The organism is Pseudomonas sp. NPDC077186, from assembly GCF_044543505.1.
In the GTDB taxonomy this organism is placed as follows: Bacteria; Pseudomonadota; Gammaproteobacteria; order Pseudomonadales; family Pseudomonadaceae; genus Aquipseudomonas.
Map to the genome: position 1 here is coordinate 85188 of NZ_JBITWE010000004.1, position 23318 is coordinate 108505.

Sequence of the window (23318 nt, forward strand, 5' to 3'; positions counted from 1 at the left end):
CGCGCCCGCCGAGGAGGGGCATAGACCAGCGCCTTGCTCAGCGCCGCGATTTGCTGGATAAGTTCGACACTGCCCACAGGCATGTCGACAGGAGCAACGATGATTCACGGCAAATCCCTCGATGCCTGGTACGCCAGCCACCCGCTGCTCAAGGAACTGGTCGCGCTGCGCGAAACCGTCTGGTTCAACCCGGCCAGCGCGCCGGTCGCCGAGGCCCTGGCCGACGTAGGGCTGGGCGCGGAGGATGTCGCCCAGGCCAGCGCGCGTTTGCAGCGCTTCGCTCCCTACCTGGCCAAGGTATTTCCGCAAACCGCCGCCAGCGGCGGGATCATCGAGTCGGCAATCCAGCCGCTGCCCAGGCTGCACCGGCTGCTGCTGGACGAGGCCGGCCTGCCTGGCAGCGGCTCGCTGTGGCTCAAGCTGGACAGCGAACTGCCCATCTCCGGGTCGATCAAGGCGCGCGGCGGTATCCACGAGGTGCTCAAGCACGCCGAGGATCTGGCCCTGCAGGCCGGCCTGATCCGCCTCGACGACAACTACGAGGCCCTGGCCAGAGCTGCCGCGCGGCAGTTCTTCGGCCGCTACAAGGTGGCGGTGGGCTCCACCGGCAACCTCGGCCTGTCGATCGGCATCATCAGCGCCAAGCTCGGCTTTCAGGCCTGCGTGCACATGTCCTCGGATGCGCGGCAATGGAAGAAGGACAAGCTGCGCGCCAATGGCGTGACGGTGGTCGAGTACGCAGCGGACTACAGCGTCGCGGTGGAGCAGGGCCGCCGCCAGGCTGCGGCCGACCCGAGCTGCTATTTCGTCGACGACGAGAACTCGCCGCAGCTGTTTCTCGGCTACGCCGTCGCCGCGGAGCGCCTGGCGCGGCAGTTCGCCGAGGCCGGGGTGGTGGTCGATGGCGATCATCCGCTGTTCGTCTACCTGCCCTGCGGCGTCGGCGGCGGCCCCGGTGGCGTCGCCTTCGGTCTCAAGCTGGTGTTCGGCGACGCCGTGCACTGCATCTTCGCCGAGCCGACCCATTCGCCCTGCATGCTGCTGGGGGTGTACACCGGGCTGCACGACGCGGTCAGCGTCCAGGACTTCGGCATCGACAACCTCACCGCGGCCGACGGCCTGGCGGTGGGCCGGCCCTCCGGCTTCGTCGGCAAGGCGATGCAGCGGCTGATCGACGGCTACTACACGGTCACGGACGAGGAGCTGTACCGGCTGCTGGCCGTCGCCCACCAGGAGGAGCGGGTGCGCCTGGAGCCCTCGGCGCTGGCGGGGGCGCCGGGAATGCTCAGGGTGCTGGGCGCCGACGCCTACCTCGAACGCATCGGCGTCGCCGCGACGCAGCTGGCGAACGCCACGCACCTGATCTGGGGAACCGGCGGCAGCATGGTGCCGGACGCGGAATTCGCCGCCTATGTCGAACGAGGCCGCGGCCTGCAGCGGCGCCGCTGACGCTCGCCGCCGGGGCGAACCTATGGCAGGCATGCGCCTCTTGCAGGGGCGTGTTCCTTGAGTCGCAATCACTGCAGGATTTCGCGTTATCCCTTCCATTTAGCGGCGTTTTCCTGGCGGTTTTCCTCGCCCGAGCAGCCGGCGCTGGCGGGGCCGCGGCCAACACAATTTGCATGCCGGCGGCAGGCCGGGGCTATAGACTCCTGCAAAACAACAACGCCTGCGTGAACGCCTGCATGAAAATTCAACCTCTGCCGCCCCTGAACAGCCTGGTGGCATTCGAGTCCGCCGCCCGGCATCTGAGCTTTACCCTGGCCGCCAAAGAGCTGAACGTCACCCAGGGGGCGATCAGTCGACAGGTGCGCCTGCTCGAGGATTACCTCGGCAAGACCCTGTTCGAGCGCACCACCCGCGAGATCAACCTCAGCCCGACCGGCAGCCAGTACTACGAAACGGTGCGCGAGGCCTTGCTGCAGCTGGCCCACGCCACGGGCGAAATCCGTCACTGGCGCGGCGCCCAGCAGGTGACGGTGGTGACCAGCACGGCAATGGCGTCGCTCTGGCTGTTGCCCAGGGTCGCCGAGTTCCAGCGCGACAACGAGGAAGTCGATCTGCGCATCATCGCCTACGACCATGTCAGGGACTTTTCCCGCCTCGATTGCGATCTGGCGCTCTATTACTGCCGCACGCCGCCGAAGAACATGCAGGTGACGTCGCTGTTCGCCGAGGAGGTGTTCCCGGTGTGCAGCCCGGGCTATCTCGCCAAGCACCCGGATCTCACCGGGCTGGCGCAGCTGAGCGCCGGCACCTGGCTGTGGCTGGAAGATCCGCAGCGCGACTGGATTAGCTGGCCGGAATGGTTTCAGCGCCTGGGCCACAAGGCACGGGAGCCCAGGCACAGGATCAACATCAACAGCTACTCGATGCTGATCCAGTCGGCGCTGAGCGGGCAGGGCATCGCGCTGGCCTGGTCGAACCTGGTCGACAATCACCTGCAGACCGGCGCGCTGGTGCGGCCCATCGAGGACGTGCTGCGCACCGAGGCGCAATTCTGCTTGCTCGAACCGCTTGGCCGCGGTAGCAGCCGGCAGAGCGTCAAGCGTTTTCGCAGCTGGCTGATGGAGCAGGTAGCCGGTCAGGCGAACGGCGAAGCAAGCGCCCCCTGAAGCGCTGCGGCCGCCCAGGCGGCGATATTGGTGCGCACGGCGCACCCTACGATCAGGCGTCGGGCTGCCGCATTAATGATTTATTGTCATAAATGCGGCGTTAAAAAATCGTTTGTCGAACAATCCCCCGCTTTCCGAAACTGGCCGCCAACGGACAAGGCCAGCGCGCCTGCCGATCACCACCACCGTGCCTTGCAGGGGATAACAACAATGACTCAAGCCACTTCTCAGCAGATCCCAGTGCATCAGCTGGAAACCGTACTCGCGCCGATCCACGAGGCCACCGGCCTGTCCAACGCGTTCTACACCGAGCAGAAACTGTTCGAGCTCGAGCGCGACCAGATCATGGGCAAGACCTGGGCCTGCGTCGGTTTCGCCAGCGACCTGAGCCAGAACGGCTCGGTCAAGCCGGTCGACTTCATGGGCCTGCCGCTGCTGCTGATGCGCAACCGCGAAGGCCTGGTGCAGGTGTTCCACAACGTCTGCAGCCACCGCGGCATGAAGCTGGTGGAAGAGGAGGGCACCGTACAGGGCGTGATCCGCTGCCCCTACCACTCCTGGACCTACGACCTCAACGGCGGCCTCAAGGGCACCCCGCACGTCGGCGGCATCGACAAGCACAAGGACGAGCGCTTCGCCTGCGAGAAGCACGGCCTCAAGGCCATCCGCAGCGCCATCTGGATGGACATGGTGTTCGTCAACCTGTCCGGCGACGCGCAGCCGCTGGAAGAGATGCTGGCGCCGCTGACCGCGCGCTGGAGCCAATTCCTCGGCGACGACGGCATGGGCCTGATGCGCCGTCGCGCGCACATGGACGCCACCACCCTGGACATCGCCTGCAACTGGAAGCTGGCGGTGGAGAACTACTGCGAGGCGTACCACCTGCCGTGGGTGCACCCGAGCCTGAACACCTACTCGCGCCTGGAGGATCACTACAACATCCTGTTCGACGAGCAGTTCGCCGGCCAGGGCAGCTACGCCTACAACCTCTCCGACGTCGCCGGCACCCACCTGCCGCAGTTCCCCAGCTGGCCGCAGGACCGCCTGCGCAACGCCGAGTACGTGGCCTTCTTCCCCAACGTGCTGCTCGGCATCCAGGCCGACCACGCCTTCGCCATGCAGCTGGAGCCGGTCGCGCCGGGGCGCACCATCGAGCACCTGCGCCTGTTCTACGTCGGCGACGAGGCGCTGGGCGACGAGTACGCCGCCTGCCGCAACGCCATTCTGGAGTCGTGGAAGGTGGTGTTCGCCGAGGACATCGCCTCGGTCGAAGGCATGCAGAAGGGCCGTCATTCGCCGGGTTACGGCGGCGGCGCGTTCTCCCCGGAAATGGACATCCCGACGCACTACTTCCACCAGTGGGCCGCGCGCAAGTTGCTGGCCATCGCGCAGAACGCCTGAGGAGATCGCCATGTACCCGATTGCCGAGCACTGGCTGAACTATATCGACGGCCAGTGGTGCGATAGCGAGTCGCGCCTGACCGTCAACAATCCCGGCACCGCCGCGCCGCTGGCGACCATCGCCCAGGCCACCGTCGCGGACGCCGAGCGCGCCCTGCTGGCGGCGCGGCGCTGCGCCGACAGCGCTGAGCTGACCCGCGCCCGCCCGGCGCAGCGGGTGACCTGGCTGCTGCGTATCGCCGAGGAAATCCGCGCGGTGGCGGACGAGGGCGCCTGGGTGCTGTGCCAGGAAAACGGCAAGAGCCTCAACGATGCCCGCGACGAGTTCATCGAGGCTGCGCGCTACTTCGAGTACTACGCCGGCATGGCGGACAAGATCGAGGGCACCTCGATCCCGCTGGGCAACGGCTACATGGACTTCACCCTCTACGACCCCATGGGCGTGTCGGCGCAGATCGTGCCGTGGAATTTCCCGGTGTCCATCTGCGCCCGTTCCCTGGCGCCGGCGCTGGCCGCCGGCAACGCGGTGGTGATCAAGTCGCCGGAGCTGTCGCCGCTGGGTATGTGCGTGCTGCTGCGCGCCATCGCCCGCGCCGGCCTGCCCAGGGGCGCGGTCAACCTGATTTGCGGCCGCGGCCGCGAGGTCGGGGCGCATCTGGTGAGCAGCGCCAAGGTCGACCAGATCGTCTTCACCGGCTCGGTGCCGACCGGCCAGACCATCCTGCGCGATGCCGCCGAGCATGCGATTCCCAGCGTCATGGAACTGGGCGGCAAGTCGGCCGCCATCGCCTTCGCCGACGTCGACCGCCAGCAGCTGCTGGCCAGCGTCAAGAACGGCATCTTCTTCAATGCCGGCCAGGTCTGCTCGGCCATGTCGCGCCTGCTGGTGCAGCGCGAGGTCTACGAGGAGATCGTCGCCGCCGTGGTCGAGCTGGCCGAAGGGCTGTCCGTCGGTCTCGGCCAGGACAACCCGGACCTCACCCCGGTGGTTAGCGCCGCACAACTGGCCAGCATCGAAAGCCTGTGCCGGCGCGCCGTCGACGAGGGCGCGGTGGCGGCCACCGGCGGCGAGGCCTACAGCGACAGGGCCGGGCACTTCATGCGTCCGACCGTGTTCCGCGACGTGCGCCCCGAGATGTGCATCGCCCAGGAAGAGGTGTTCGGCCCGGTGCTGGCGATCATCCCCTTCGACAGCGAGGAGCAGGCCATCGAGATCGCCAACGGCACCGACTTCGGCCTGGTCGCCGGCGTCTTCACCCAGGACATCAGCCGCGCCATGCGCTGCGTGCGGCGCCTGCGCGCCGGCCAGGTATTCGTCAACGAGTGGTATGCCGGCGGCATCGAAACGCCGTTCGGCGGTGTGGGGCTGTCCGGTTTCGGCCGCGAGAAGGGCCAGGAAGCGCTGTACAGCTACGTACGTACCAAGAACGTCGCCATTCGCGTGGCGGGGGAGTGAACGACATGTTCAAGACCTGGCTCTGTGTGGTCTGCGGCCTGATCTACGACGAGGCCCTGGGCTGGCCGGACGACGGCATTGTCGCCGGCACCCGTTGGGAAGACGTACCGGCGGACTGGAAGTGCCCGGAGTGCAAAGTCGGCAAGGAAGATTTCGAGATGCTCGATATCAGCCCGGTGGTGGCCGCGGCAGCGAACCCCTCGACGCCCTTGCCGGTGCCCCCGGCGGCGCCCGCACAACCTGCGGCTGGCGTGCGTCAGCCCATCGTCATCATCGGCAGCGGTTATGCCGGTTATGGCCTGGCCCAGGCGCTGCGCCGCGCCGATGCCGAGGTGGAAATCCGCGTGCTGACCCAGGAGTCCGGCCACCTGTACTCCAAGCCGGCGCTGTCCATCGGCCTGGCTCAGGGCAAGAGCGCCGAGGCACTGGCCGGCGAGTCGGCGCTGGCCATCGAGAAGCGCCTGAAGATTCGCGTCTACCCGCATTGCACGGTCGAACGCATCGACGCCGCGGCGCGGCGCCTGCACACCAGCATCGGTGAGATGGAGTACGGCCAACTGGTGCTGGCCAGCGGCGCGGCGCCGATTCGCTTGCCCATCGAAGGGGCCAGCGACGCGCTGCTCAGCGTCAACAACCTGCACGACTACCGCAGCTTCCGCGAGCGCCTGGTCGGCGTGCGCCGGGTGGCCATCCTCGGCGACGGACTGATCGGCTGCGAGTTCGCCAACGACCTGGCGGCCAGCGGCTTCGAGGTCAGCGTTATCGGCCTCGGCCAATGGCCGATGGAACGCCTGTTGCCGGCCGAGGCCGGCCGGCAGCTGCAGGTCGCCCTGGGCGAACTTGGTGTCAGTTGGCATCTGCAAAACACCTTGCGCCGCGTCGATGCGCTGGAGCAGGGCTACCGCCTGACCCTCGCCGACGGCGAAAGTCTGGACGCCGATCTGCTGCTCTCCGCCGTCGGCCTGCGGCCCAATCTGGAACTGGCCGAAAGCGCCGGGCTCGCCGTGGGTCGCGGCATCCGGGTCGATGCCCGCCTGCAGTGCTCGCAGCCGGGGATCTACGCCCTGGGCGACTGCATCGAGATCGACGGCCAACTGCTGCCCTACCTGGCGCCGATCAACCAGGGCATCGCCGCCCTGAGCAAGACCCTGCTCGGCCAGCCAACCGCGGTCAGCTACCCGCTGATGCCGGTGACGGTGAAGACCCCGGCCGCGCCGCTGTGCCTGCTGCCGCCGGCCGTCGGCGTAGCCGGCGAATGGCGTTGCACGGCGACCGCCGATGGCCTCAGCGCCGGCTACTACGACGCCGCCGGCACCCTGTGCGGCTTCGTCCTGCTCGGCCGCCAGGCCCAAACGCAGCGCAACAGCTGGCTGCAATCCTGTCAGAACGCACAACGGGCCGTGGCCTGAGGGCGCAAGCATGAACAAGAGCATCAATCTGCCGCACGACGACGCCAGCTGCGGCTGGTACGCCGCGCTGCCCGCCGCCGAGCCCGCCACGCGCCTGCAGGGCGAGCAGCGCGCCGACTACGCGGTGATCGGCGCCGGTTTCGCCGGCCTGGCCGCCGCCCGGCGCCTGGCCGAGCACCATCCCGAGGCGCGCATCCTGCTGGTCGATGCCCAGCGCGTCGGCTACGGCGCCTCGGGGCGCAACTCCGGCTTCGTCATCGACCTACCGCACAAGTTCGCCCTGGAACACCCGGACCCGGCGCACAAGCAGCGCCTGCTCGGCCTCAACCGCGCCGCCATCGCCCAGTTGCAGGGGCTGATCCAGCAGCACGGGATCGACTGCCAGTGGTCGCATGCCGGCAAGTACCAGGGCGCGGTGGGGCCGCGCGGCATGGCCTACCTCGAACATTTCGAGAAGCTGATGGAGGACCTCGGCGAGCCCTTCGCGTGGGTCGAGCGCGGCGAGCTGGCCAAGGTCGTCGGCAGTCAGCACTACAGCGGAGCGATCTACACCCCGGGTTGCTACCTGATGCAGCCGGCGGCGCTGGTCGGCGGCCTGGGCCGCTCCTTGCCCGGCAATGTCGAGCTGCTCGAGGAATCGCCGATCCAGCGCCTGCAGCGCGACGGCCAGGGCGGCTGGATACTGCACGGCAGCGCCGGCAGCATCCGCACCCCGCGGCTGCTGCTGGGCACCAGCATCTTCACCCAGGAGTTCGGCTACCTGCGCAACCGCCTGCTGCCGGTGATGACCTTCGCCAGCTGGACGCGGCCGCTGAGCGACGCCGAATTGGCCGTTTATGGCGGCCAGCTCGACTGGGGCCTGACCCCGGCCGATCACGCCGGCACCACGGTGCGCATGACCCAGGACCGCCGCCTGATCATCCGCAACACGTACAAGCACGTGCCCAAGTACGGCAAGAGCACCAGCGACGCCATGCGCGAGTCGGTGCGCAATGACCATCGCAAGGCCTTCCTGGCGCGCTTCCCGCAGCTGGCCGAGGTGCCGTTCAGCCACACCTGGGGCGGCGTCTACGCCATCTCGCGCAATTTCACCAACTTCTTCGGCGAGCTGGAGCCGGGCGTGTTCGCCTCGGCCTGCGACAACGGCGTCGGCGCGGCCTGGGGCACCGTCTCCGGCACCCTGCTGGCCGACCTGGCGGTGGGCGCCGATTCGGCGCAGCTGCGCGACATCCAGGCGGTCACCGGCATGCCGTCGCTGAATCCGCCGGAACCCTTCCTCGGCCTCGGCGTGCGTTCGCGCATTCGCCTGGCCGCCTGGAACAGTCGGAGCGAGCTATGAGCCAGGTCGTTTCCGGCAAAGGCCCGGTGCTGCTGGTCGATCACCATGACCTGGACTTCGTCCCGCGTGGCGGCCCGCCCGGCGCGGCCTTCGTGGCGCGGGCGATCGGCAACGAGATATCGCCGCACATCGGCATAGGTTTCGCCCGCTGGGAAGGCGCCGAGGTGGCCTGGACCCTGCTGTACGACGAGGTGATCTTCGTCATCCAGGGTTGTTTCGAACTCAAGGCCAACGGCCAGCTGTATCGCGTTCAGCCGGGCCAGCTGCTGTGGATTCCCGAGGGCACCGAGCTGGTCTACGGCGGGCATGCGCTGTTCGGTTACGTGGTGCATCCGGGCGACTGGAAGCAGCGCCACGGTCTGGCCTAGCCGTGGGCGCCTTGCAGATGGTTCCGCCGTGCTGCGCGCCCGGCTCGGGCGCACTGTTTCTCATGAGAAAGGGGTGAGCAATTGCTCGGACTGACCCAGGCGTTCGCTGCACTCTATCTGGCCAGTCTGCTGATGCAGCTCGGCTCGACCCTGCTGATGACCTATCTGGCGCTGCGCCTGACCACCGGCGGCGTCGCCGATTTCTGGGGCGGCGCGCTGATGGCGGCCAATGCCCTGGGCATGGTGGTCGGCGGCAAGGTCGGCCAGGTGCTGATCGGCCGCGTCGGCCATATCCGCACCTACGTGGCCTGCTCCGGGATCATCTGCGCGGCGGTGCTGACCCACGCCTTCAGCGAGGCGCTGCCGCTCTGGCTGTTGCTGCGCCTGCTGGTCGGCGTGGCGATGATGTGTCAGTTGATGGTGGTGGAGAGCTGGCTCAACGACTGCGCGCAGAGCGATCAGCGCGGCAAGGTGCTGGGCATCTATATGGTCTCGGCCTACGTCGGCATGATGCTCGGCCAACTGGCGCTGAGCATCGACGGCGACCTGGGCCTGCATGCGCTGCTCGGCGTGGTCATCGCCTTCGCCCTGAGCCAGGTGCCGGTGGCGCTGACCCGCAGCACGCACCCGGCCATACCGAGTGCGGAACCGGTCGATCTGCGCCTGTTCCTGCAGCGGGTGCCGCAGTCGCTGATCACCGTGTTGGTATCGGGCATGATCAATGGCGGCTTCTACGGATTGGCGTCGATCTACGCCAGCCGGCAGGGCCTGGGCACGGTCGAGGTGGGGCAGTTCATGGCCCTGGCGATCGCTGCCGGCCTGCTCGCGCAACTGCCGCTCGGCTGGCTGTCGGACCGGCTGCCGCGCGCTAGCCTGATTCGCGCGGTGGCGGCGTTGCTGATGCTGACCTGCCTGCCGCTGGCGTTCTACCAAGGGCTGTCGTTCGGCGTGCTGCTGCTGTTCGGCGCCTGCATCGGCTTCCTGCAGTTCTGCCTGTATCCGCTGGGCGTGGCGCTTGCCAACGACAATATGGAGCCGCGCCTGCGGGTTTCGCTGGCGGGGCTGTTGCTCGCCACCTTCGGCGTCGGCGCCTGCATCGGGCCGTTGCTGGCCGGTGCGCTGATGGGGCATTTCGGCGCCTCCAGCCTCTATCTGTTCTTCGCCGTCAGCGCCGCCGCACTGGCGCTGGCGGTGGGGCAGGGGCGCGTGACCGGCGAGCACCTGCAGGACGATGCGCCGCTGCATCATCAGGCCACCCCCAACGGCATCGCCTGCGCGACGTTGGCGGCGGCGATCGAGCCGCCCAGTGCCGCGCCGGCGGCGCCCGCGCCCGACCTGCCAGGCGAGCGAGGCCACTCGGTTCCATGAGCCCGCGCGCCCGATAGCGAAGCGGCGCAGACGCGGCTATCTAGGCCAAGGCCTGTCGGCCAGCGGACTGGCTGTCGGGACCCGGCAGCGGGGCCGATCCCGGCGCTGCAGAGCGACCTCGCCAAGGCGCTACGGGCAGGCGCCGCGCACGCCCGAATTAATGATCAAAACTCATAAGTCGCGGAGATTAAATGGTTTGTCGAGGGCATACCCCTGACTGACCATTGAGCATCTGCAGAAGGTCCGGAACCAGGCACCGCGGTGCCTGGGTTGGGGTTCGGCAGAACAACTTATTACAAGAACAACATCGAGGTGCGTGCATGAAGCCTATAGCTGCGCAAGGCCTGGTCAGTCGAGAGTTCAATATTCGAGTGCTGGGCCTGAACTTCCATCGGGTTATCTTTCCAGTCTCGTTCTCCATCGTCCTGCTGCTGGTGCTGCTGGCGCTGAGCAACCCGGTGGTCTTCGGCCAGACACTGGAGAGCGTCAAGGGCTGGATTCTCAAGAACTGCGACTGGTTCATCATCATCATGGGCAACCTGGCCGTGCTGTTCTGCGCGGGCCTGGCGCTCTCGCCCCTGGGCAAGGTGCGCCTGGGCGGGCGCGAGGCCAAACCGGAGTTCAGCACGCTGTCCTGGTTTTCCATGATGTTCGCCGCCGGCATGGGCGTCGGCCTGCTGTACTGGGGCGTGGCCGAACCCGTGGCGCAGTACACCGCCTGGTGGAAGACGCCCCTCGATACCGCGGCCAACACGCCCGAGGCGCGGCATGCGGCGCTGGGCGCCACCCTGTTCCACTGGGGCTTGCACCCCTGGGCCATCTACCTGACCAGCGCCCTGGTGGTCGGCTACTTCTCCTACAACAAGGGCCTGCCGCTGTCCTTGAGCTCCGGCCTGCAGCCTTTGATCGGCAAGGCGCACAAGGGCCAGCCGGGGCAGTTGGTCGATGTGTTCACCGTGGTGCTGACCGTCTTCGGCCTGGCCACCTCGCTGGGCCTCGGCGCCATGCAGGCCACCGCCGGCATCTCCCATGTGCTGGGCGTGCCCAACAACTTCACCTTTCAACTGCTGTTCATCGCCACGGTAACCGGCATCGCCGCGATTTCCCTGTGGCGCGGGCTGGATGCCGGGGTCAAGCTGCTGAGCAATATCAACATGCTGCTGGCGCTGGGGCTGTTCCTGCTGGTGGTGGTCGGCATCGGCGTGCTGGAATTCTTCTTCGGCGCCCTGACGGCGGCCCTGGATTACGGCCGCTTCTTCCTGCCGCTGAGCAACTGGGTCGAACGCCCGGATCAGGACTGGTTCCAGGGCTGGACGGTGTTCTACTGGGCTTGGTGGTGCACCTGGGGCCCGCTGGTCGGCATCTTCGTCGCGCGCGTGTCCAAAGGCCGCACCCTGCGGCAGATGGTGGGCATGGTGATGCTGGCGCCGACCATCGTCGCCGTACTCTGGTTCGCCGCCTTCGGCGGCGGCGCCATCGCCCAGGTCGTCGACGGCAGCGGGGCGCTGGCGGCGGGCCTGACGGACGTCAACATGGCCATCTTCCAGTTCCTCGAAGTGCTGCCGCTGGGCGGTCTTGCCTCGCTGCTGGTCGTGGCCTTGCTGGTGATCTTCATGGTCACCTCGGTCGACTCCGGCGCCCTGGTGGTCGACAACCTCGCCGCCGGCGGCGATCCCGATACCCTGCCGCTGCAGCGGGTGCTCTGGCTGGTGATGATTGCCCTGGTCACCGTCACCCTGTTCGTGGTCGGCGGCGACACTGCGCTCAAGGGCATCCAGGCCGGCGCGGTGGCGATGGGCTTGCCGTTCATGGCCTTGATGCTGCTGCTGATGATCGGCCTGGTGAAGGGGCTGATCCGCGACTGCCGCAGCTGAACCACGCGCTACCCACGTCGCCCAACGCGCTGCCCGCCGGCAGTCGTTGGGCGGCGTTCTTGCGGTTGGCGAAAAAAGGCAGCTCTTTCACGCCCGACCGTCACTGGGCCATCCACCCTTCAAATACCTGCGCGAGATCGCCAGTGCCGGCGGCTTGGTGACCTCCTCGCATTTTTTCAGCGGCGCTTGCGCGAGATGCTCGACATCGTCCGGGGCGGTTTCGCACGCGTACGAATTCCCAGGAGCGCAGCGGGGAGCAGCGGGCCTGCGCACAAGCAACGATCGAGCCGCGAGCAAAAACCCGGCGTCGCTGTCAGAGAGGTATCCGCTGCCTCCGCCGTCGCGGAGGAGGTTGATTGCGAGGTTGCATGATGTTCAGTCGGTTCATTTCGCGCGGTGTTCTGCCGTTCTGCTGGGCGGCGCTGTTGGCCAGCCAGGCCAGTGCCGAACACCGCCAGGGTGGTCATGACAAATGGGAAAACCGCTACCGGGACGGGCCGTGCCGGGTCAAGGAGGAGTTCGATCGGGGCGATTACCTGCTGGAAATCAAATGCCCGGATGGGCACGGCCGAAGCTGGCCGCGCGGCGAATGGAAGGAGGAGTTCCGCGACGGTGGCTGCCGGGTGAAGATCGACGCCAAGCGCGACGAGTACAAGAAAGAGGTGAAATGCAAGGAGTGGGATGACGACTGACGGATGGCCTTGCGCCGGCTGTCATGCCCCGGTCACCTGACGGTCATACCGCTGCCACCGCCATCCGCTGCAATCGCTGCAACCCGTCGAGAGGATGCAGCGATGCAGATATGCGTAATTGGGGCTGGCTACGTTGGGCTGGTGACGGCGACCTGCTTTGCCGAGATGGGCAACCGGGTGATCTGCGTCGAGCGCGACCCTGAGCGGGTGGCACGGCTCGCCCGCGGCGAGGTGCCGATCTACGAACCGGGCCTCGAGGCCATGCTCAAGGCGCAACTGGCCAGCGGCCAACTCAGTTTCAGCGCACAGCTCAAGGCCGGCATTCGCCGCGCCGAGGTGGTCTTCATCGCCGTGGGCACGCCCAGCGGCGAGGACGGTTCGGCCGATCTGTCCCATGTGCTGGCGGTGGCGGATGAGCTGGGCGAACAGCTCGAGCACGGTTGCCTGGTGGTGGACAAGTCCACCGTGCCGGTCGGCACCGCCGAGCGCGTCGCCCAGCGTATCAACGGCGCCTTGGCACAGCGCCGACTGAAGGCCAGGGTGGCGGTGGCGAGCAACCCGGAGTTTCTCAAGGAAGGAACCGCCGTCGAGGATTTCATGCGTCCCGACCGGGTCATAGTCGGCTGCGACGACGAGCGCGGCCGGGAGCTGCTGCGCCGGCTCTACGCGCCATTCCTGCGCAACCACGACCGTCTGCTGTGCATGGGCGTGCGCGCCGCGGAGTTCAGCAAGTACGCGGCCAATGCCTTCCTCGCTACCAAGATTTCCTTTATCAACGAGATGGCCGGCATCTGCGCACGCCTGGGGGTGGATATCGAGGAGGTGCGCCGCGGCATCGGCAGCGACAAGCGCATCGGCACCCACTTCATCTACGCCGGCTGCGGCTACGGCGGCTCCTGCTTTCCCAAGGACGTGCGCGCGCTGATCCGCACCGCCGAGCTGGAAGGATTCGAGCCGGGCATCCTGCGTGCGGTGGAGGCGCGCAATGCACTGCAGAAGACCTTGCTGTTCCAGGCCCTGCGCGAGCACTTCAACGGCCATCTGCAGGGCAGGGTGGTGGCGCTCTGGGGGCTGGCGTTCAAACCCGGCACCGACGATCTGCGCGAGGCGCCCAGCCTGGTGCTGCTCGACGCGCTGCTGACGGCGGGCGCGCGGGTGCAGGCCTGCGATCCGGTGGCGACCCCGGCGCTGGCGTCGCGCTACGCCGAGTACCTGGCCAAGGGCCAGTTGCTGCTCAGCGATTCGCCCTATGTGGTCAGCGAAGGCGCCGACGCCCTGGTGCTGGTGACCGAGTGGAAGCAGTTCCGCCAGCCGGACTTCCTGCGCATCCGCGCCACTATGCGCATGCCGGTGCTGTTCGACGGGCGCAATATCTACGATGCGGCGCAGCTCGCCGAGTTGGGTTTTCTCTATCGCGGCATCGGCCGGCCGGCCCTCGGCGGTTGTAAGGCCAGCGCAGCTTGATAGACTGGCGGCGCATTCCACACGCCATCTGGGAGTCCCATGATCAAGAAATGCCTGTTCCCCGCCGCCGGTTACGGCACCCGCTTCTTGCCCGCGACCAAGGCCATGCCCAAGGAAATGTTGCCGGTGGTGAACAAGCCGCTGATCCAGTACGGCGTCGAAGAGGCGCTGTCCGCTGGCCTCACCGAGATCGCCATGGTCACCGGCCGCGGCAAGCGCGCGCTGGAGGACCATTTCGACGTCAGCTACGAGCTGGAGCACCAGATCCGCGACACCGACAAGGAAAAATACCTGACCGGCATCCGCCGCCTGATCGACGAGTGCAGCTTCGCCTACACCCGCCAGGTGGAGATGAAGGGCCTGGGCCACGCCATCCTCTGCGGCCAGCCGCTGATCGGCGACGAACCCTTCGCCGTGGTGCTGGCCGACGACCTGTGCCTGAACCTGGAAGGCGACAGCGTGCTGACCCAGATGGTCAAGCTGTACAAGCAGTTCCGCTGCTCCATCGTCGCCATCCAGGAAGTGCCGCGCGACGAGACCCACAAGTACGGGGTGATCGCCGGCGAAATGATCCGCGACGACATCTACCGGGTCAGTAACATGGTGGAGAAGCCCAAGCCCGAGGACGCGCCGTCGAACCTGGCGATCATCGGTCGCTACATCCTCACCCCGGACATCTTCGACCTGATCCGCGACACCCCGCCGGGCAAGGGCGGCGAGATCCAGATCACCGACGCGCTGATGCGCCAGGCCCAGCAGGGCTGCGTGATGGCGTACAAGTTCAAGGGCCAACGCTTCGACTGCGGCAGCGCCGAAGGCTATATCGAGGCGACCAACTTCTGCTTCGAGAACCTGTACAAGACCGGCAAGGCCTACTGAGGCGTTGGCAACCGCCGGCCCGGTGCGCACGGCGCACCCTACGAGCTGGACCATGTCGGGTGTCGAGGGGCTGCCCAGGCTGTGCGCACCAGGCATCCGGAGACCTTCGAGACAGGACGCCACCTTCGGGTGGCGTCCTGCGTTTCAGGGGATCGGCATCCGCTCCGAGCCGGGCCCCAGCGGCTGGCCGTAGCTGAATTCCACGTAGTTGCCGGCCGGGTCGCGCAGGCCGCAGTAGTAGCCGACCGGGTAGGGCTCGTCGCGCGGCGGCCAGATCAGGCAGCCGTCCTCCGCGGCCATGGCCGCGACGCGGTCGACCTCCTCGCCGCTGGCCAGGGCGAAGCCGAAATGGCTGTAGTCGTCGCTGGCCAGCTGGCGAGCCTGGCCGCCGGGCATGATGACGAAGATGAACTGATGCTCCTTGCCCGGCTCGGCCATCCAGACGATACGCGTGCCCTTGCCGGGGCGTTCATGGATCACCTGCATGGCGCAGTAGCGTTGGTAGAAGGCGATGCAGGCGTCCAGATCGGGCACGTGCAGCGCCAGGTGGGTCAGGGTCGGGCGCATGGCGGCTTTCCTCCTTGGCTGTCAGCTTAGTCTTTGCCTTTCCGGTATGCTGGCGGCCTGTTCAAGGAGGCCGCAGATGAGTTACGACTTCGACCTGTTCGTTATCGGCGCCGGTTCCGGCGGCGTCCGCGCGGCGCGCTTCGCCGCCGGTTTTGGGGCCCGCGTGGCCGTGGCCGAGAGCCGCTACCTGGGCGGCACCTGCGTCAACGTCGGCTGCGTGCCGAAAAAGCTGCTGGTCTACGGCGCGCATTTCGCCGAAGACTTCGAGCAGGCAGGCGGTTTCGGCTGGTCGCTGGGCGAGGCGAACTTCGACTGGGCGACCCTGATCGCCAACAAGAACCGCGAGATCGAGCGCCTCAACGGTATCTACCGCAACCTGCTGGTGAACAGCGGCGTGAGCCTGTTCGAAGGCCACGCGCGCATCCTCGACGCCCATAGCGTCGAGGTGAACGGCCAGCGCCACAGCGCCGAACGCATCCTCATCGCCACCGGCGGCTGGCCGCAGATCCCCGACATTCCCGGGCGCGAGCATGCCATCAGCTCCAACGAGGCGTTCTTCCTGGAAACCTTGCCCAAGCGCGTGCTGGTGGTCGGCGGCGGCTATATCGCCGTGGAGTTCGCCTCGATCTTCCACGGCCTGGGTGCCCAGGTCACCCAGCTCTACCGCGGCGAGCTGTTCCTGCGCGGCTTCGACGGCGCGGTGCGTCGGCACCTGAAGGAGGAGCTGAGCAAGAAAGGTATCGACCTGCAGTTCAACGCCGATATCGAGCGCATCGAACGGCAAACCGACGGCAGCCTCAACGCCACCCTCAAGGACGGCCGCGTGCTGCAGGCCGACTGCGTGTTCTACGCCACCGGCCGCCGGCCGATGCTGGACAACCTGGGCCTGGAAAACGTCGAGGTGAAGCTGGACCAGCGCGGCCATGTCGAAGTGGACGAGCAGTTCCAGACCAGCACGCCGTCGATCCTCGCCATCGGCGACGTAATCGGCCGCGTGCAGCTGACCCCGGTGGCGCTGGCCGAAGGCATGGCCGTGGCGCGCCGCCTGTTCAAGCCGGAGCAATACCGCCCGCTGGACTACCGGATGATCCCCACCGCGGTGTTCAGCTTGCCGAATATCGGCACCGTCGGCCTGAGCGAGGAACAGGCGGTCGAAGCGGGGCATCGCGTGCAGATCTTCGAGAGCCGCTTCCGACCGATGAAGCTGACCCTGACCGAATGCCAGGAGCGCACCCTGATGAAGCTGGTGGTCGATGCCGACAGCGACCGCGTGCTGGGCTGCCACATGGTCGGCCCGGAGGCGGGCGAGATCGTCCAGGGCCTGGCCATCGCGCTCAAGGCCGGCGCCACCAAGCAGATATTCGACGAGACCATCGGCGTGCACCCGAGCGCCGCCGAGGAGTTCGTCACCCTGCGCACCCCGGTCGGTGGCTGAGGGCGCCATGCAGCAACTGTTCTATTTCGCCGACCTGTTCGGCGTGGCGGTGTTCGCCATCACCGGCGCGCTGATGGCCGGGCGCAAGTCCATGGACCTGTTCGGCGTGCTGGTCATGGCCATCGTCACCGCCCTGGGCGGCGGCACGCTGCGCGACCTGATTCTGGACAATCACCCGGTCAGCTGGATACGCGACGACACCTATATCCTGATCGCATCGTTGGCGGCGCTGGGCACGGTGGTCTGGGTGCGCATGACCCGGCCGATCCACGAGAAGGGCCTGCTGATCGCCGACGCCTTCGGCCTGGCGGTGTTCACCGTGTACGGCACCGAACTGGCGCTGCAACACGGCACGCCGATCAGCACCGCGGTGATCATGGGGGTGATGACCGGCGTGGTCGGCGGGGTGATCCGCGACGTGCTGTGCAACGAGATCCCGCTGATCTTCCAGAAGGAAATCTACGCCACCGCCTGCATCGCCGGCGCGCTGACCTTTATCGGCCTGCGTGCGCTGGACACGCCGCACTGGCTGGATACCAGCGCCGCCATGCTGGTGGTGCTGGGCGCGCGCCTGGCGGCGATCCATTGGCACCTGGGGCTGCCGCGTTTTCATCTGCTGGACAGGCATTCAAAATGATCGAACGACTGGATCACCTGGTGCTGACCGTGGCCGATATCGACGCCACCGTCGCCTTTTACGAACGGGTGCTGGGCATGCGCCACGAGCGCTTCGGCGCCGGGCGCAGTGCGCTGGTCTTCGGTCAACAGAAATTCAACCTGCACCAGGCCGGCCGCGAGTTCGAGCCCAAGGCCGCCAGGCCGACGCCGGGCGCCATCGACCTGTGCCTGATCAGCGCCTGGCCGCTGCAGCGCATCCTCAGCCATCTGGCGGAGCAGGGCGTCGAGGTGGAGGAGGGGCCGGTGGCGCGCACCGGCGCCATCGGTCCCATCGAGTCGGTGTATTTCCGCGACCCGGACGGCAATCTGATCGAAGTCAGCCGTTATCCCGCCGCGTAGGGTGCGCCGTGCGCACCGCTGCTTGCGGTCGCCTCACTTTCATGTCTTGAGCAAGGCCCGCTGCCGCCAGGCGGGCGCGGCGACCGGGAACAACGCCTCGGTCGGGCGAAAACGCGCCAGGCCATAGGCCGCGATCCTGCGTTGGCGCTGCTGTGCCGTGGATAGGGCCAGGCGATAGCCCTGCTCGCTTATCGGTTGGCCGAGGAAATAGCCCTGGCCATTCCGGTACGCGCCTTTCTCCCCTTGCCACCAGGCCTCTATCAACGCCGGGTCGGGCCAGGGCAGGTTCTCGTCCTCGTCCATGGCCACGTTGGCATCGGCCGGATCGTCGTTGGGGCCGGCGTCGTGCTCGGGGGTGTCGCGCAGCTCCAGATCGAGCAACGCCAGGTCTGCTCCAGTAATGAGGCTGAAGGCCTCGCCGGCGACCCGGGCCTGCGGCACCTCCTGCATCTGCTGGATCAGCCAGGGCAGGCTTAGCGGATCGCCCAGCAGGCCGACCGCCTGGATGACCATGCGGCGCTGCTGCGCTTGCGGCATCAACTGACGAATCCAGGCGACGCTGGTTTCTCTGGGCTGCCAGGCCAGTAGCACCGGCAAGGCGCGCTGCTGCAGCGGACCCGGTTGTTCGGCGAACTGGCGCAGCGGCAGCAGCGCCTCCTCGTCGCCCATCTGCAGCGTGGCCCAGTTGGCCCAGAAGCGCGCGTTGTCGTCGGCATGCAGGCGATGGGCACGGATCGCCGGCAGCAGATCGCGCCGGCGCAACTCGCCGGCGGTGCGCGCGGCCTGGGCGACGACTGCCGCGTCGGCATGCGCCAGCCCGGCGATCAGCGCCGCACCCGGATCGCGGCGGTGCATGCCGCAGGCGGCCAGGCCGATCTGACGAAACAGTGCCTCGGGCGAGCCAAGCAGCTTGTCCACCCAGGGCTCGACGCGGGCCCAATCCAGCCAGCCCAGGGCCGCGGCCATAAAACGCGCGCTGTCGGGGGCAGCGCGCACATGCTCGGCCAGCCGAGCCATGGCGGCGGTATTGGCGGTCTCGAAGGCCAGCACCGTGGCCGCGAAGATTTCGCCCTGGGCGTTGGGGTTGAGCTGCTGGAGCAGGGTGTCGAGCCCTGCCGGGCCGGCGATACGCAGACCGTCCAGATGGGCCTCGATACGGTTGTCCAGGGTGCTCAGGTGATTGAGGTCGTAGTGGGGCTCGTGGACGGCGAGCTGGCGTAATAGTGATAGGAAGGAAGATTCTTCTGCGTGTTGCTCTACGATAATGAGGATCTTCTCCATGAGCTTCTCTATGTCGATTAAGGACAGGGAATGCGTGTCCAGCTTGCTCCATCAAACAGTGCGATATCTCTCTCGCCGGATGAGCATAGTAGATGCTCATTAGAATCCAGATATCGGAAAGTCTGACCTGCAGGAAGCCCAGTGCTGACTTTTTCTAGCGTCTGATCTTGCAGGGTGTAAAGCGCCTTGGTGGTTGAGAGCCAAAGCTTTCCTCTGAACCATGTCATATCCCAGAATGTGTCCTCGGTTTGATCGTGTTCAAGTATGCTCCAGCTGTTTTCTCGGCCATACAAAATGATCCCCAGCTGGCCGGATATGTATACCACCCCATCTGGCGCACAAAGAATATTCTCTAAGACTATATTTGTAGGGCTGCTGATTTGGCTCCACACTCCCTGTTTACAGTGCCAAATCTCACCTTGAGTTCCAGATGCATAAATTGCTGACTCGCTAAATCCATCAATAGACTCTAGAGCACTCAGGCTGTCTTCTGTTGGATCAACAAGCATTCCTTGATCATAATGCTGCCAACTTCTAGATCGTCTGATATAGGTCTGCCTACCGAAGCCGGTAGCATAAGCAGTGTTTCCGATCATGCGAATGTCACGAAGCAAACCATGCTTGCTTGGTTTTTCCGGAAGTAGATCTTCATAGGATTGTCCATCAGGTGCAGCTCTATGAACTCGCCCATCGGCACAGAGGGTTAAAATTTCGGGATTGGCTCCACGGATCGCACATATCCCAGCGGTAACTCCCTGTACATAATAATTATCCCAATTACCTGTCCATCGAAATACTCTTGTGCCTGGCTCTCTCTTGGAATAGGCGAGAACATAGATGCGATTGCTGTCAAAAACTGCCGTGCGACTCATGGTCCAGGTTAATGCTTGGTTCATTCTTAGTCTTCCAGTCCTATTACCAGGTACTTATTGAAACCTCTGGTATCATTTCGTGAGCCAGCTCTTTCTGGTTGCTGGAGAGGTTAGGCGTATGTGTCCTGACGGGGGTTTTGTCACTTGCTCCTACTGTGCTTTTATGGTAGGCGTCGAGCTGGGCGTTCAAGCACTTTTTTGAACATTTAGATTTGGGGAATGTTTGTTGCAAAGCGCGCACGCCAGCCGCCCTGGATTGAGAGTAGTTCCACGCATAATCTTTTTGTGAGGGTGGAGCTTTTTCTATGGCTGCCTGTTCTAACTTGCCCTGTGCCGCATGCATAAATCCGTGGTCTCCTTCGTATCGGCCACTACCATCTTGAGGGCACTCTACGCAAATACATGGCGCATCTTTCTCATCATACTTAGGGAATTGGGGTAGGGGAGTCTCACGCCCACTTCCAGACTCTGTAAAACCATGCGCTTCAACAAGGTGGTGACCGGTTTCACCATCGCAGCATGCAACTTGGCTGTTCTTCGCTTTTGAGTCTGCCTGCCGCTTCGACACGAGTAGACATTTCTTGGCAGCTGTACAGGCTTTATCGGCACACTGCTCCGCTTTGGTCGTTTTCCCTTCGCAAGCTTGGTTCTTCCTGGCGACTTCCTTTTTGCAGCTATCTATAGGGGATGTGGCCATTGCATCGGCATATACCCAGGGAGGAGTGTTGCCTGGTTTAGATGCATGGTTATGAGTCGTCATATCGAAATGCCTGACCACATTCTCCCCCTCGAACTTCACATCCATCGACCAGGAGGTGAAGTACACCTTGCCCTTGATCTTGCTGGTAATCACCCCCTTCTTCGGCGCGCAGCCGGCTTCGTCGCCGTAGCTGGTCTTGAAGTAGCTCTTGTTCTTCAGCATCACTTCCTTGCCGGTGATCTTCACCGTGCGCGTGCCGTTGGTGGTGTCCTTGGCCATGCCGGTGTTGGGGTAGGGGATGGGCACTCCGGGCGGGGTGGCCGGGGTCTGCGGCGGGGTGAAGCAGACGTCGGGGAAGCAGGCCACGGCCTTGCCGTCGGCCGACTTGCACGACACTTCCATATTGTTGGCGTAGACCTGGTTGCCCATCAGGCGGCCCTCACCGGTTGGTAGCTGAGCAGGGCGGCGGCGCGTTGGCCGGCGTCGTTGCCCAGGTGGCAGAGGATGTTCGGGCCATCGCCGTAGGCCTTGCGGCTGGCGGCCAGGGCCACGGCGAGCATGGCCGGACCGATGGCGGCGCCGACTTCGCCGATGCAGTCGGCCGGGTGCCAGATATGGAAGAACTCCTTGCGCACGCGCAGGCTGCGGCTCAGGGCCAGCGAGGCTTCCTTGAAGTAGTACTGCTCGCCGGAGAGGTCGGTGACGCGATAGTCCATCTGCTCCAGGCCGCAGCCCACTTCGGCCAGGGCGGCGCGGATGGCCTGGGTCAGGCCTTCGGCACGCAGGGGGATGTCTTCGCTTTCCACGGTGGCCGGCTCCATGCCGAAGCCCAGGCCCAGGCAGGCCAGTTGCGGCTCCTCGCTGGCGACCGGAGCGCCGATCACCACGGCGGCGGCACCTTCACCCGGGATAAAGCCGTTGGAGTTCTGGCTGGTCAGCAGCCGCTCGCGCTCCTCGAAGGCGGCCAGGGTCGGCGCGCTGAGGAAGGAGTCGACACCGGCGACCAGCACGTGGCGATGGCCGCCCTGGTAGATCAGCTTGCGTGCATTGAGCAGGGCCACCGCGCCGCTGACCCGGCCGCGGGCGACGAGGTTGGAGCTGGGATGAAAGGCCAGGCCCAGTTCCCTCTCGATATCGTGCAGCAATTCGATGTCCAGACCGTCGAGGCGCCCTGGGCGTTCCAGTTCGGCCACGCCGAGCAGCAGCGGGGTTTGCGCCGGATCGACGCCGGGCGTGCTCTGCAGGGCTTCGGCGATGGCGCGGGCGGCCATCTTGATCAGCTTGGCGCGGCCGCGCCAGGGTTGCTCCAGCGGTACGCTGGCGGCGATCAGCCATTCGCCACCGCGGTCGATAAAGCGGGTCTCCTGGAAGTTGTCGATGGCGCAGCGAATGGCCGCGCAGCTGGCCGGGGCGCTGAGACCGACCGCGCTGACCATGCCGGAGCCGAGGATACACAGCGCGCTCATCAGTCGACCTCCGTCGCCTGGTGCCTGGACTTGACCAGGCTGCCGAGGCCGGCGTGGTAATCCTTGCCCAGTTCGCGCGCACGCCACCAGGCGCGCGACATGCTGCCCACCAGCACCTGGGCGATTTCGAACATATTGCGTTTGAGCGGCCGGCTGATGCGCCAGGTCAGCTGCACCTGGCGCGCCTCGGTGTCGATCAGCAGGGTGTCGATCACCGCATGCACCGTCTCATGGCCGCCCTTGTTGAGAAAGAAGGTTACCGGCACGGACATCTGCGGAATGCGAAAGCCCGCGCGTTCCTGCGCCGTGAGGTTGAGCAGCAGCACCTCCTCGCCGCCCTTGAGGTAATCGGTCTGCTGGTCCGCCGGCGCGGCCTGGAAGTAGCGGTTGTCGAAATCGGCCGGCAGGAAGGGAAAGCAGTCCGCCAGCCAGGCCTCGTCGTAGGTGCCGGCAAAGGCGGCGCGCTGCGGCCAGTGACGGCCGATGGGCCCCAGCGCCATGGGGCGGAAGTCGCCATGCGGACTGTCCACCGGCTTGCCCAGTTCCTCGGTGCAGGGCATCGGCATGCCGAGCATGTCGGCGCTGTCCGTGCCGCGCGGATACCAGCCGATGCCGGCCGGGTTATCCGGGTAGGCCTGTTGTGGCTCGGGGTTGCCCTTGAGCGGATGGGCGCCGCCAAAGGCCTGGGCGTAGGAAATCGTCTGTTCGAGAAAAGGCTGCGGTAGCCCGGGGGCGACGCCGAGCAGCCCCGGCTGCCACTGCCTGGGGCCGAGTACCGAGAAGGCCTTGCCGACCCTGCCGACGCGGATGCCGGCGGTGATCTGGGTCGCCGGCCTGTCGCCCGGCGCATGGGCCTTGCCCTGCACCAGCACGTCGCAGAAAGGTTTGAGCGGGGCGAAGTCCATCTCCTGCAGCGGTGCGCTGAGGCCCGGCTCGCCGTGAAAGGTATCGGCCATCAGCAGCAGCTGCTGGGTGTCGAGCAGGCGTGCCTCGCGGCCGTCCAGCGGCAGGTCGAAGGTGCCCTTGGCGATCACCACCAGCGATTCGCGCCCGTCGGGGGCCAGGCCCTGGGTGAAGGCCGCCATCAGCCGGGTGGCATTGAGCAGTTCCATATG

The 23318-nt window shown here is 66.1% G+C and carries 21 protein-coding genes and 1 pseudogene; 16 read left to right on the plus strand and 6 right to left on the minus strand.

The genetic code is table 11. From position 1 onward, the window contains the following. Positions 1-99 precede the first annotated feature (99 nt). The 13 genes and pseudogenes from ACIGKL_RS15975 (at position 100) to galU (ending at position 14865) form a co-directional block, all read left to right on the plus strand. Positions 100-1449 carry a D-serine ammonia-lyase gene (locus ACIGKL_RS15975; protein WP_397487520.1) on the plus strand — a complete coding sequence of 450 codons (1350 nt, stop codon included), beginning with the start codon at positions 100-102 and terminating at the stop codon, positions 1447-1449. Positions 1450-1685: 236 nt separating this feature from the next. Continuing rightward, on the plus strand, positions 1686-2615 hold the full coding sequence (locus ACIGKL_RS15980) for a LysR substrate-binding domain-containing protein (protein WP_397487521.1): 930 nt from the start codon (positions 1686-1688) through the stop codon (positions 2613-2615). Between the two features lie 210 nt (positions 2616-2825). Then, positions 2826-4016 (plus strand): aromatic ring-hydroxylating dioxygenase subunit alpha, encoded by a 1191-nt coding sequence (locus tag ACIGKL_RS15985; protein ID WP_397487522.1) that lies wholly within the window; start codon positions 2826-2828, stop codon positions 4014-4016. Between the two features lie 10 nt (positions 4017-4026). Next, on the plus strand, positions 4027-5472 hold the full coding sequence (locus tag ACIGKL_RS15990) for an aldehyde dehydrogenase family protein (protein WP_397487523.1): 1446 nt from the start codon (positions 4027-4029) through the stop codon (positions 5470-5472). Between the two features lie 5 nt (positions 5473-5477). Next, positions 5478-5642, plus strand: a pseudogene (locus ACIGKL_RS15995) (rubredoxin); the annotation flags it as partial. Next, positions 5631-6881 carry an FAD-dependent oxidoreductase gene (locus tag ACIGKL_RS16000; protein WP_397487871.1) on the plus strand — a complete coding sequence of 417 codons (1251 nt, stop codon included), beginning with the start codon at positions 5631-5633 and terminating at the stop codon, positions 6879-6881. The pseudogene ACIGKL_RS15995 and the gene ACIGKL_RS16000, both read left to right, overlap by 12 nt. A 10-nt stretch (positions 6882-6891) precedes the next feature. Continuing rightward, positions 6892-8220 carry an NAD(P)/FAD-dependent oxidoreductase gene (locus ACIGKL_RS16005; protein WP_397487524.1) on the plus strand — a complete coding sequence of 443 codons (1329 nt, stop codon included), beginning with the start codon at positions 6892-6894 and terminating at the stop codon, positions 8218-8220. Continuing rightward, positions 8217-8588, plus strand: coding sequence for an ethanolamine utilization protein EutQ (locus tag ACIGKL_RS16010; protein ID WP_397487525.1), 372 nt, complete (start codon positions 8217-8219; stop codon positions 8586-8588). Before ACIGKL_RS16005 ends, ACIGKL_RS16010 begins: the two co-directional genes overlap by 4 nt. Positions 8589-8678: 90 nt before the next feature. Further along, positions 8679-9956, plus strand: a complete 1278-nt coding sequence (locus tag ACIGKL_RS16015) for an MFS transporter (RefSeq protein ID WP_397487872.1) — start codon at positions 8679-8681, stop codon at positions 9954-9956. Between the two features lie 320 nt (positions 9957-10276). After that, complete coding sequence (locus tag ACIGKL_RS16020) at positions 10277-11830, plus strand: BCCT family transporter (RefSeq protein ID WP_397487526.1); 1554 nt, start codon at positions 10277-10279, stop codon at positions 11828-11830. 371 nt (positions 11831-12201) lie between these two features. Further along, positions 12202-12522 (plus strand): hypothetical protein, encoded by a 321-nt coding sequence (locus tag ACIGKL_RS16025; RefSeq protein WP_397487527.1) that lies wholly within the window; start codon positions 12202-12204, stop codon positions 12520-12522. A gap of 102 nt (positions 12523-12624) precedes the next feature. Continuing rightward, complete coding sequence (locus tag ACIGKL_RS16030) at positions 12625-13986, plus strand: UDP-glucose dehydrogenase family protein (RefSeq protein ID WP_397487528.1); 1362 nt, start codon at positions 12625-12627, stop codon at positions 13984-13986. A 39-nt stretch (positions 13987-14025) separates the two neighbouring features. Continuing rightward, on the plus strand, positions 14026-14865 hold the full coding sequence (gene galU, locus ACIGKL_RS16035) for a UTP--glucose-1-phosphate uridylyltransferase GalU (protein WP_397487529.1): 840 nt from the start codon (positions 14026-14028) through the stop codon (positions 14863-14865). Positions 14866-15009: 144 nt separating this feature from the next. Here galU and ACIGKL_RS16040 read toward each other — a convergent pair whose 3' ends face one another. Then, positions 15010-15432: a VOC family protein gene (locus tag ACIGKL_RS16040; RefSeq protein ID WP_397487530.1), complete on the minus strand. Its 423-nt coding sequence runs from the start codon at positions 15430-15432 to the stop codon at positions 15010-15012. 76 nt (positions 15433-15508) lie between these two features. On the opposite strand from ACIGKL_RS16040, the gene gorA reads away from it, so the two are divergent. The 3 genes from gorA to ACIGKL_RS16055 are packed head-to-tail and all read left to right on the plus strand — an operon-like array spanning position 15509 to position 17884. Continuing rightward, positions 15509-16867, plus strand: coding sequence for a glutathione-disulfide reductase (gene gorA / locus ACIGKL_RS16045; protein ID WP_397487532.1), 1359 nt, complete (start codon positions 15509-15511; stop codon positions 16865-16867). A gap of 7 nt (positions 16868-16874) precedes the next feature. Continuing rightward, entirely contained in the window at positions 16875-17504 is a 630-nt protein-coding gene (locus ACIGKL_RS16050; RefSeq protein ID WP_397487533.1) for a trimeric intracellular cation channel family protein, read from the plus strand. After that, complete coding sequence (locus tag ACIGKL_RS16055; RefSeq protein WP_397487534.1) at positions 17501-17884, plus strand: VOC family protein; 384 nt, start codon at positions 17501-17503, stop codon at positions 17882-17884. The genes ACIGKL_RS16050 and ACIGKL_RS16055 overlap by 4 nt, the downstream gene beginning before the upstream one ends. 39 nt (positions 17885-17923) lie before the next feature. On the opposite strand, the gene ACIGKL_RS16060 is transcribed toward ACIGKL_RS16055, so the two are convergent. From ACIGKL_RS16060 to ACIGKL_RS16080, 5 genes are read right to left on the minus strand one after another with little or no spacing between them, the layout of a single operon-like run. Further along, entirely contained in the window at positions 17924-19165 is a 1242-nt protein-coding gene (locus ACIGKL_RS16060) for a TIGR02270 family protein (RefSeq protein WP_397487535.1), read from the minus strand. A 17-nt stretch (positions 19166-19182) separates the two neighbouring features. Continuing rightward, entirely contained in the window at positions 19183-20061 is an 879-nt protein-coding gene (locus ACIGKL_RS16065; protein ID WP_397487536.1) for a hypothetical protein, read from the minus strand. A 19-nt stretch (positions 20062-20080) separates the two neighbouring features. After that, complete coding sequence (locus ACIGKL_RS16070; protein WP_397487537.1) at positions 20081-21166, minus strand: PAAR-like domain-containing protein; 1086 nt, start codon at positions 21164-21166, stop codon at positions 20081-20083. Continuing rightward, positions 21166-22206: a beta-ketoacyl synthase N-terminal-like domain-containing protein gene (locus ACIGKL_RS16075; protein ID WP_397487873.1), complete on the minus strand. Its 1041-nt coding sequence runs from the start codon at positions 22204-22206 to the stop codon at positions 21166-21168. The genes ACIGKL_RS16070 and ACIGKL_RS16075 overlap by 1 nt, the downstream gene beginning before the upstream one ends. Further along, positions 22203-23315: a DUF2169 domain-containing protein gene (locus tag ACIGKL_RS16080; protein WP_397487538.1), complete on the minus strand. Its 1113-nt coding sequence runs from the start codon at positions 23313-23315 to the stop codon at positions 22203-22205. The genes ACIGKL_RS16075 and ACIGKL_RS16080 overlap by 4 nt, the downstream gene beginning before the upstream one ends. Positions 23316-23318 lie beyond the last annotated feature (3 nt).

Coding starts and splice junctions, on each gene's coding strand:
- ACIGKL_RS15975 (WP_397487520.1), top strand. CDS start 100: ATGATTCACGGCAAATCCCTCGATGCCTGGTACGCCAGCCACCCGCTG.
- ACIGKL_RS15980 (WP_397487521.1), top strand. CDS start 1,686: ATGAAAATTCAACCTCTGCCGCCCCTGAACAGCCTGGTGGCATTCGAG.
- ACIGKL_RS15985 (WP_397487522.1), top strand. CDS start 2,826: ATGACTCAAGCCACTTCTCAGCAGATCCCAGTGCATCAGCTGGAAACC.
- ACIGKL_RS15990 (WP_397487523.1), top strand. CDS start 4,027: ATGTACCCGATTGCCGAGCACTGGCTGAACTATATCGACGGCCAGTGG.
- ACIGKL_RS16000 (WP_397487871.1), top strand. CDS start 5,631: ATGCTCGATATCAGCCCGGTGGTGGCCGCGGCAGCGAACCCCTCGACG.
- ACIGKL_RS16005 (WP_397487524.1), top strand. CDS start 6,892: ATGAACAAGAGCATCAATCTGCCGCACGACGACGCCAGCTGCGGCTGG.
- ACIGKL_RS16010 (WP_397487525.1), top strand. CDS start 8,217: ATGAGCCAGGTCGTTTCCGGCAAAGGCCCGGTGCTGCTGGTCGATCAC.
- ACIGKL_RS16020 (WP_397487526.1), top strand. CDS start 10,277: ATGAAGCCTATAGCTGCGCAAGGCCTGGTCAGTCGAGAGTTCAATATT.
- ACIGKL_RS16025 (WP_397487527.1), top strand. CDS start 12,202: ATGTTCAGTCGGTTCATTTCGCGCGGTGTTCTGCCGTTCTGCTGGGCG.
- ACIGKL_RS16030 (WP_397487528.1), top strand. CDS start 12,625: ATGCAGATATGCGTAATTGGGGCTGGCTACGTTGGGCTGGTGACGGCG.
- galU (WP_397487529.1), top strand. CDS start 14,026: ATGATCAAGAAATGCCTGTTCCCCGCCGCCGGTTACGGCACCCGCTTC.
- ACIGKL_RS16040 (WP_397487530.1), bottom strand. CDS start 15,432: ATGCGCCCGACCCTGACCCACCTGGCGCTGCACGTGCCCGATCTGGAC.
- gorA (WP_397487532.1), top strand. CDS start 15,509: ATGAGTTACGACTTCGACCTGTTCGTTATCGGCGCCGGTTCCGGCGGC.
- ACIGKL_RS16050 (WP_397487533.1), top strand. CDS start 16,875: ATGCAGCAACTGTTCTATTTCGCCGACCTGTTCGGCGTGGCGGTGTTC.
- ACIGKL_RS16055 (WP_397487534.1), top strand. CDS start 17,501: ATGATCGAACGACTGGATCACCTGGTGCTGACCGTGGCCGATATCGAC.
- ACIGKL_RS16060 (WP_397487535.1), bottom strand. CDS start 19,165: ATGGAGAAGATCCTCATTATCGTAGAGCAACACGCAGAAGAATCTTCC.
- ACIGKL_RS16065 (WP_397487536.1), bottom strand. CDS start 20,061: ATGAACCAAGCATTAACCTGGACCATGAGTCGCACGGCAGTTTTTGAC.
- ACIGKL_RS16070 (WP_397487537.1), bottom strand. CDS start 21,166: ATGGGCAACCAGGTCTACGCCAACAATATGGAAGTGTCGTGCAAGTCG.
- ACIGKL_RS16080 (WP_397487538.1), bottom strand. CDS start 23,315: ATGGAACTGCTCAATGCCACCCGGCTGATGGCGGCCTTCACCCAGGGC.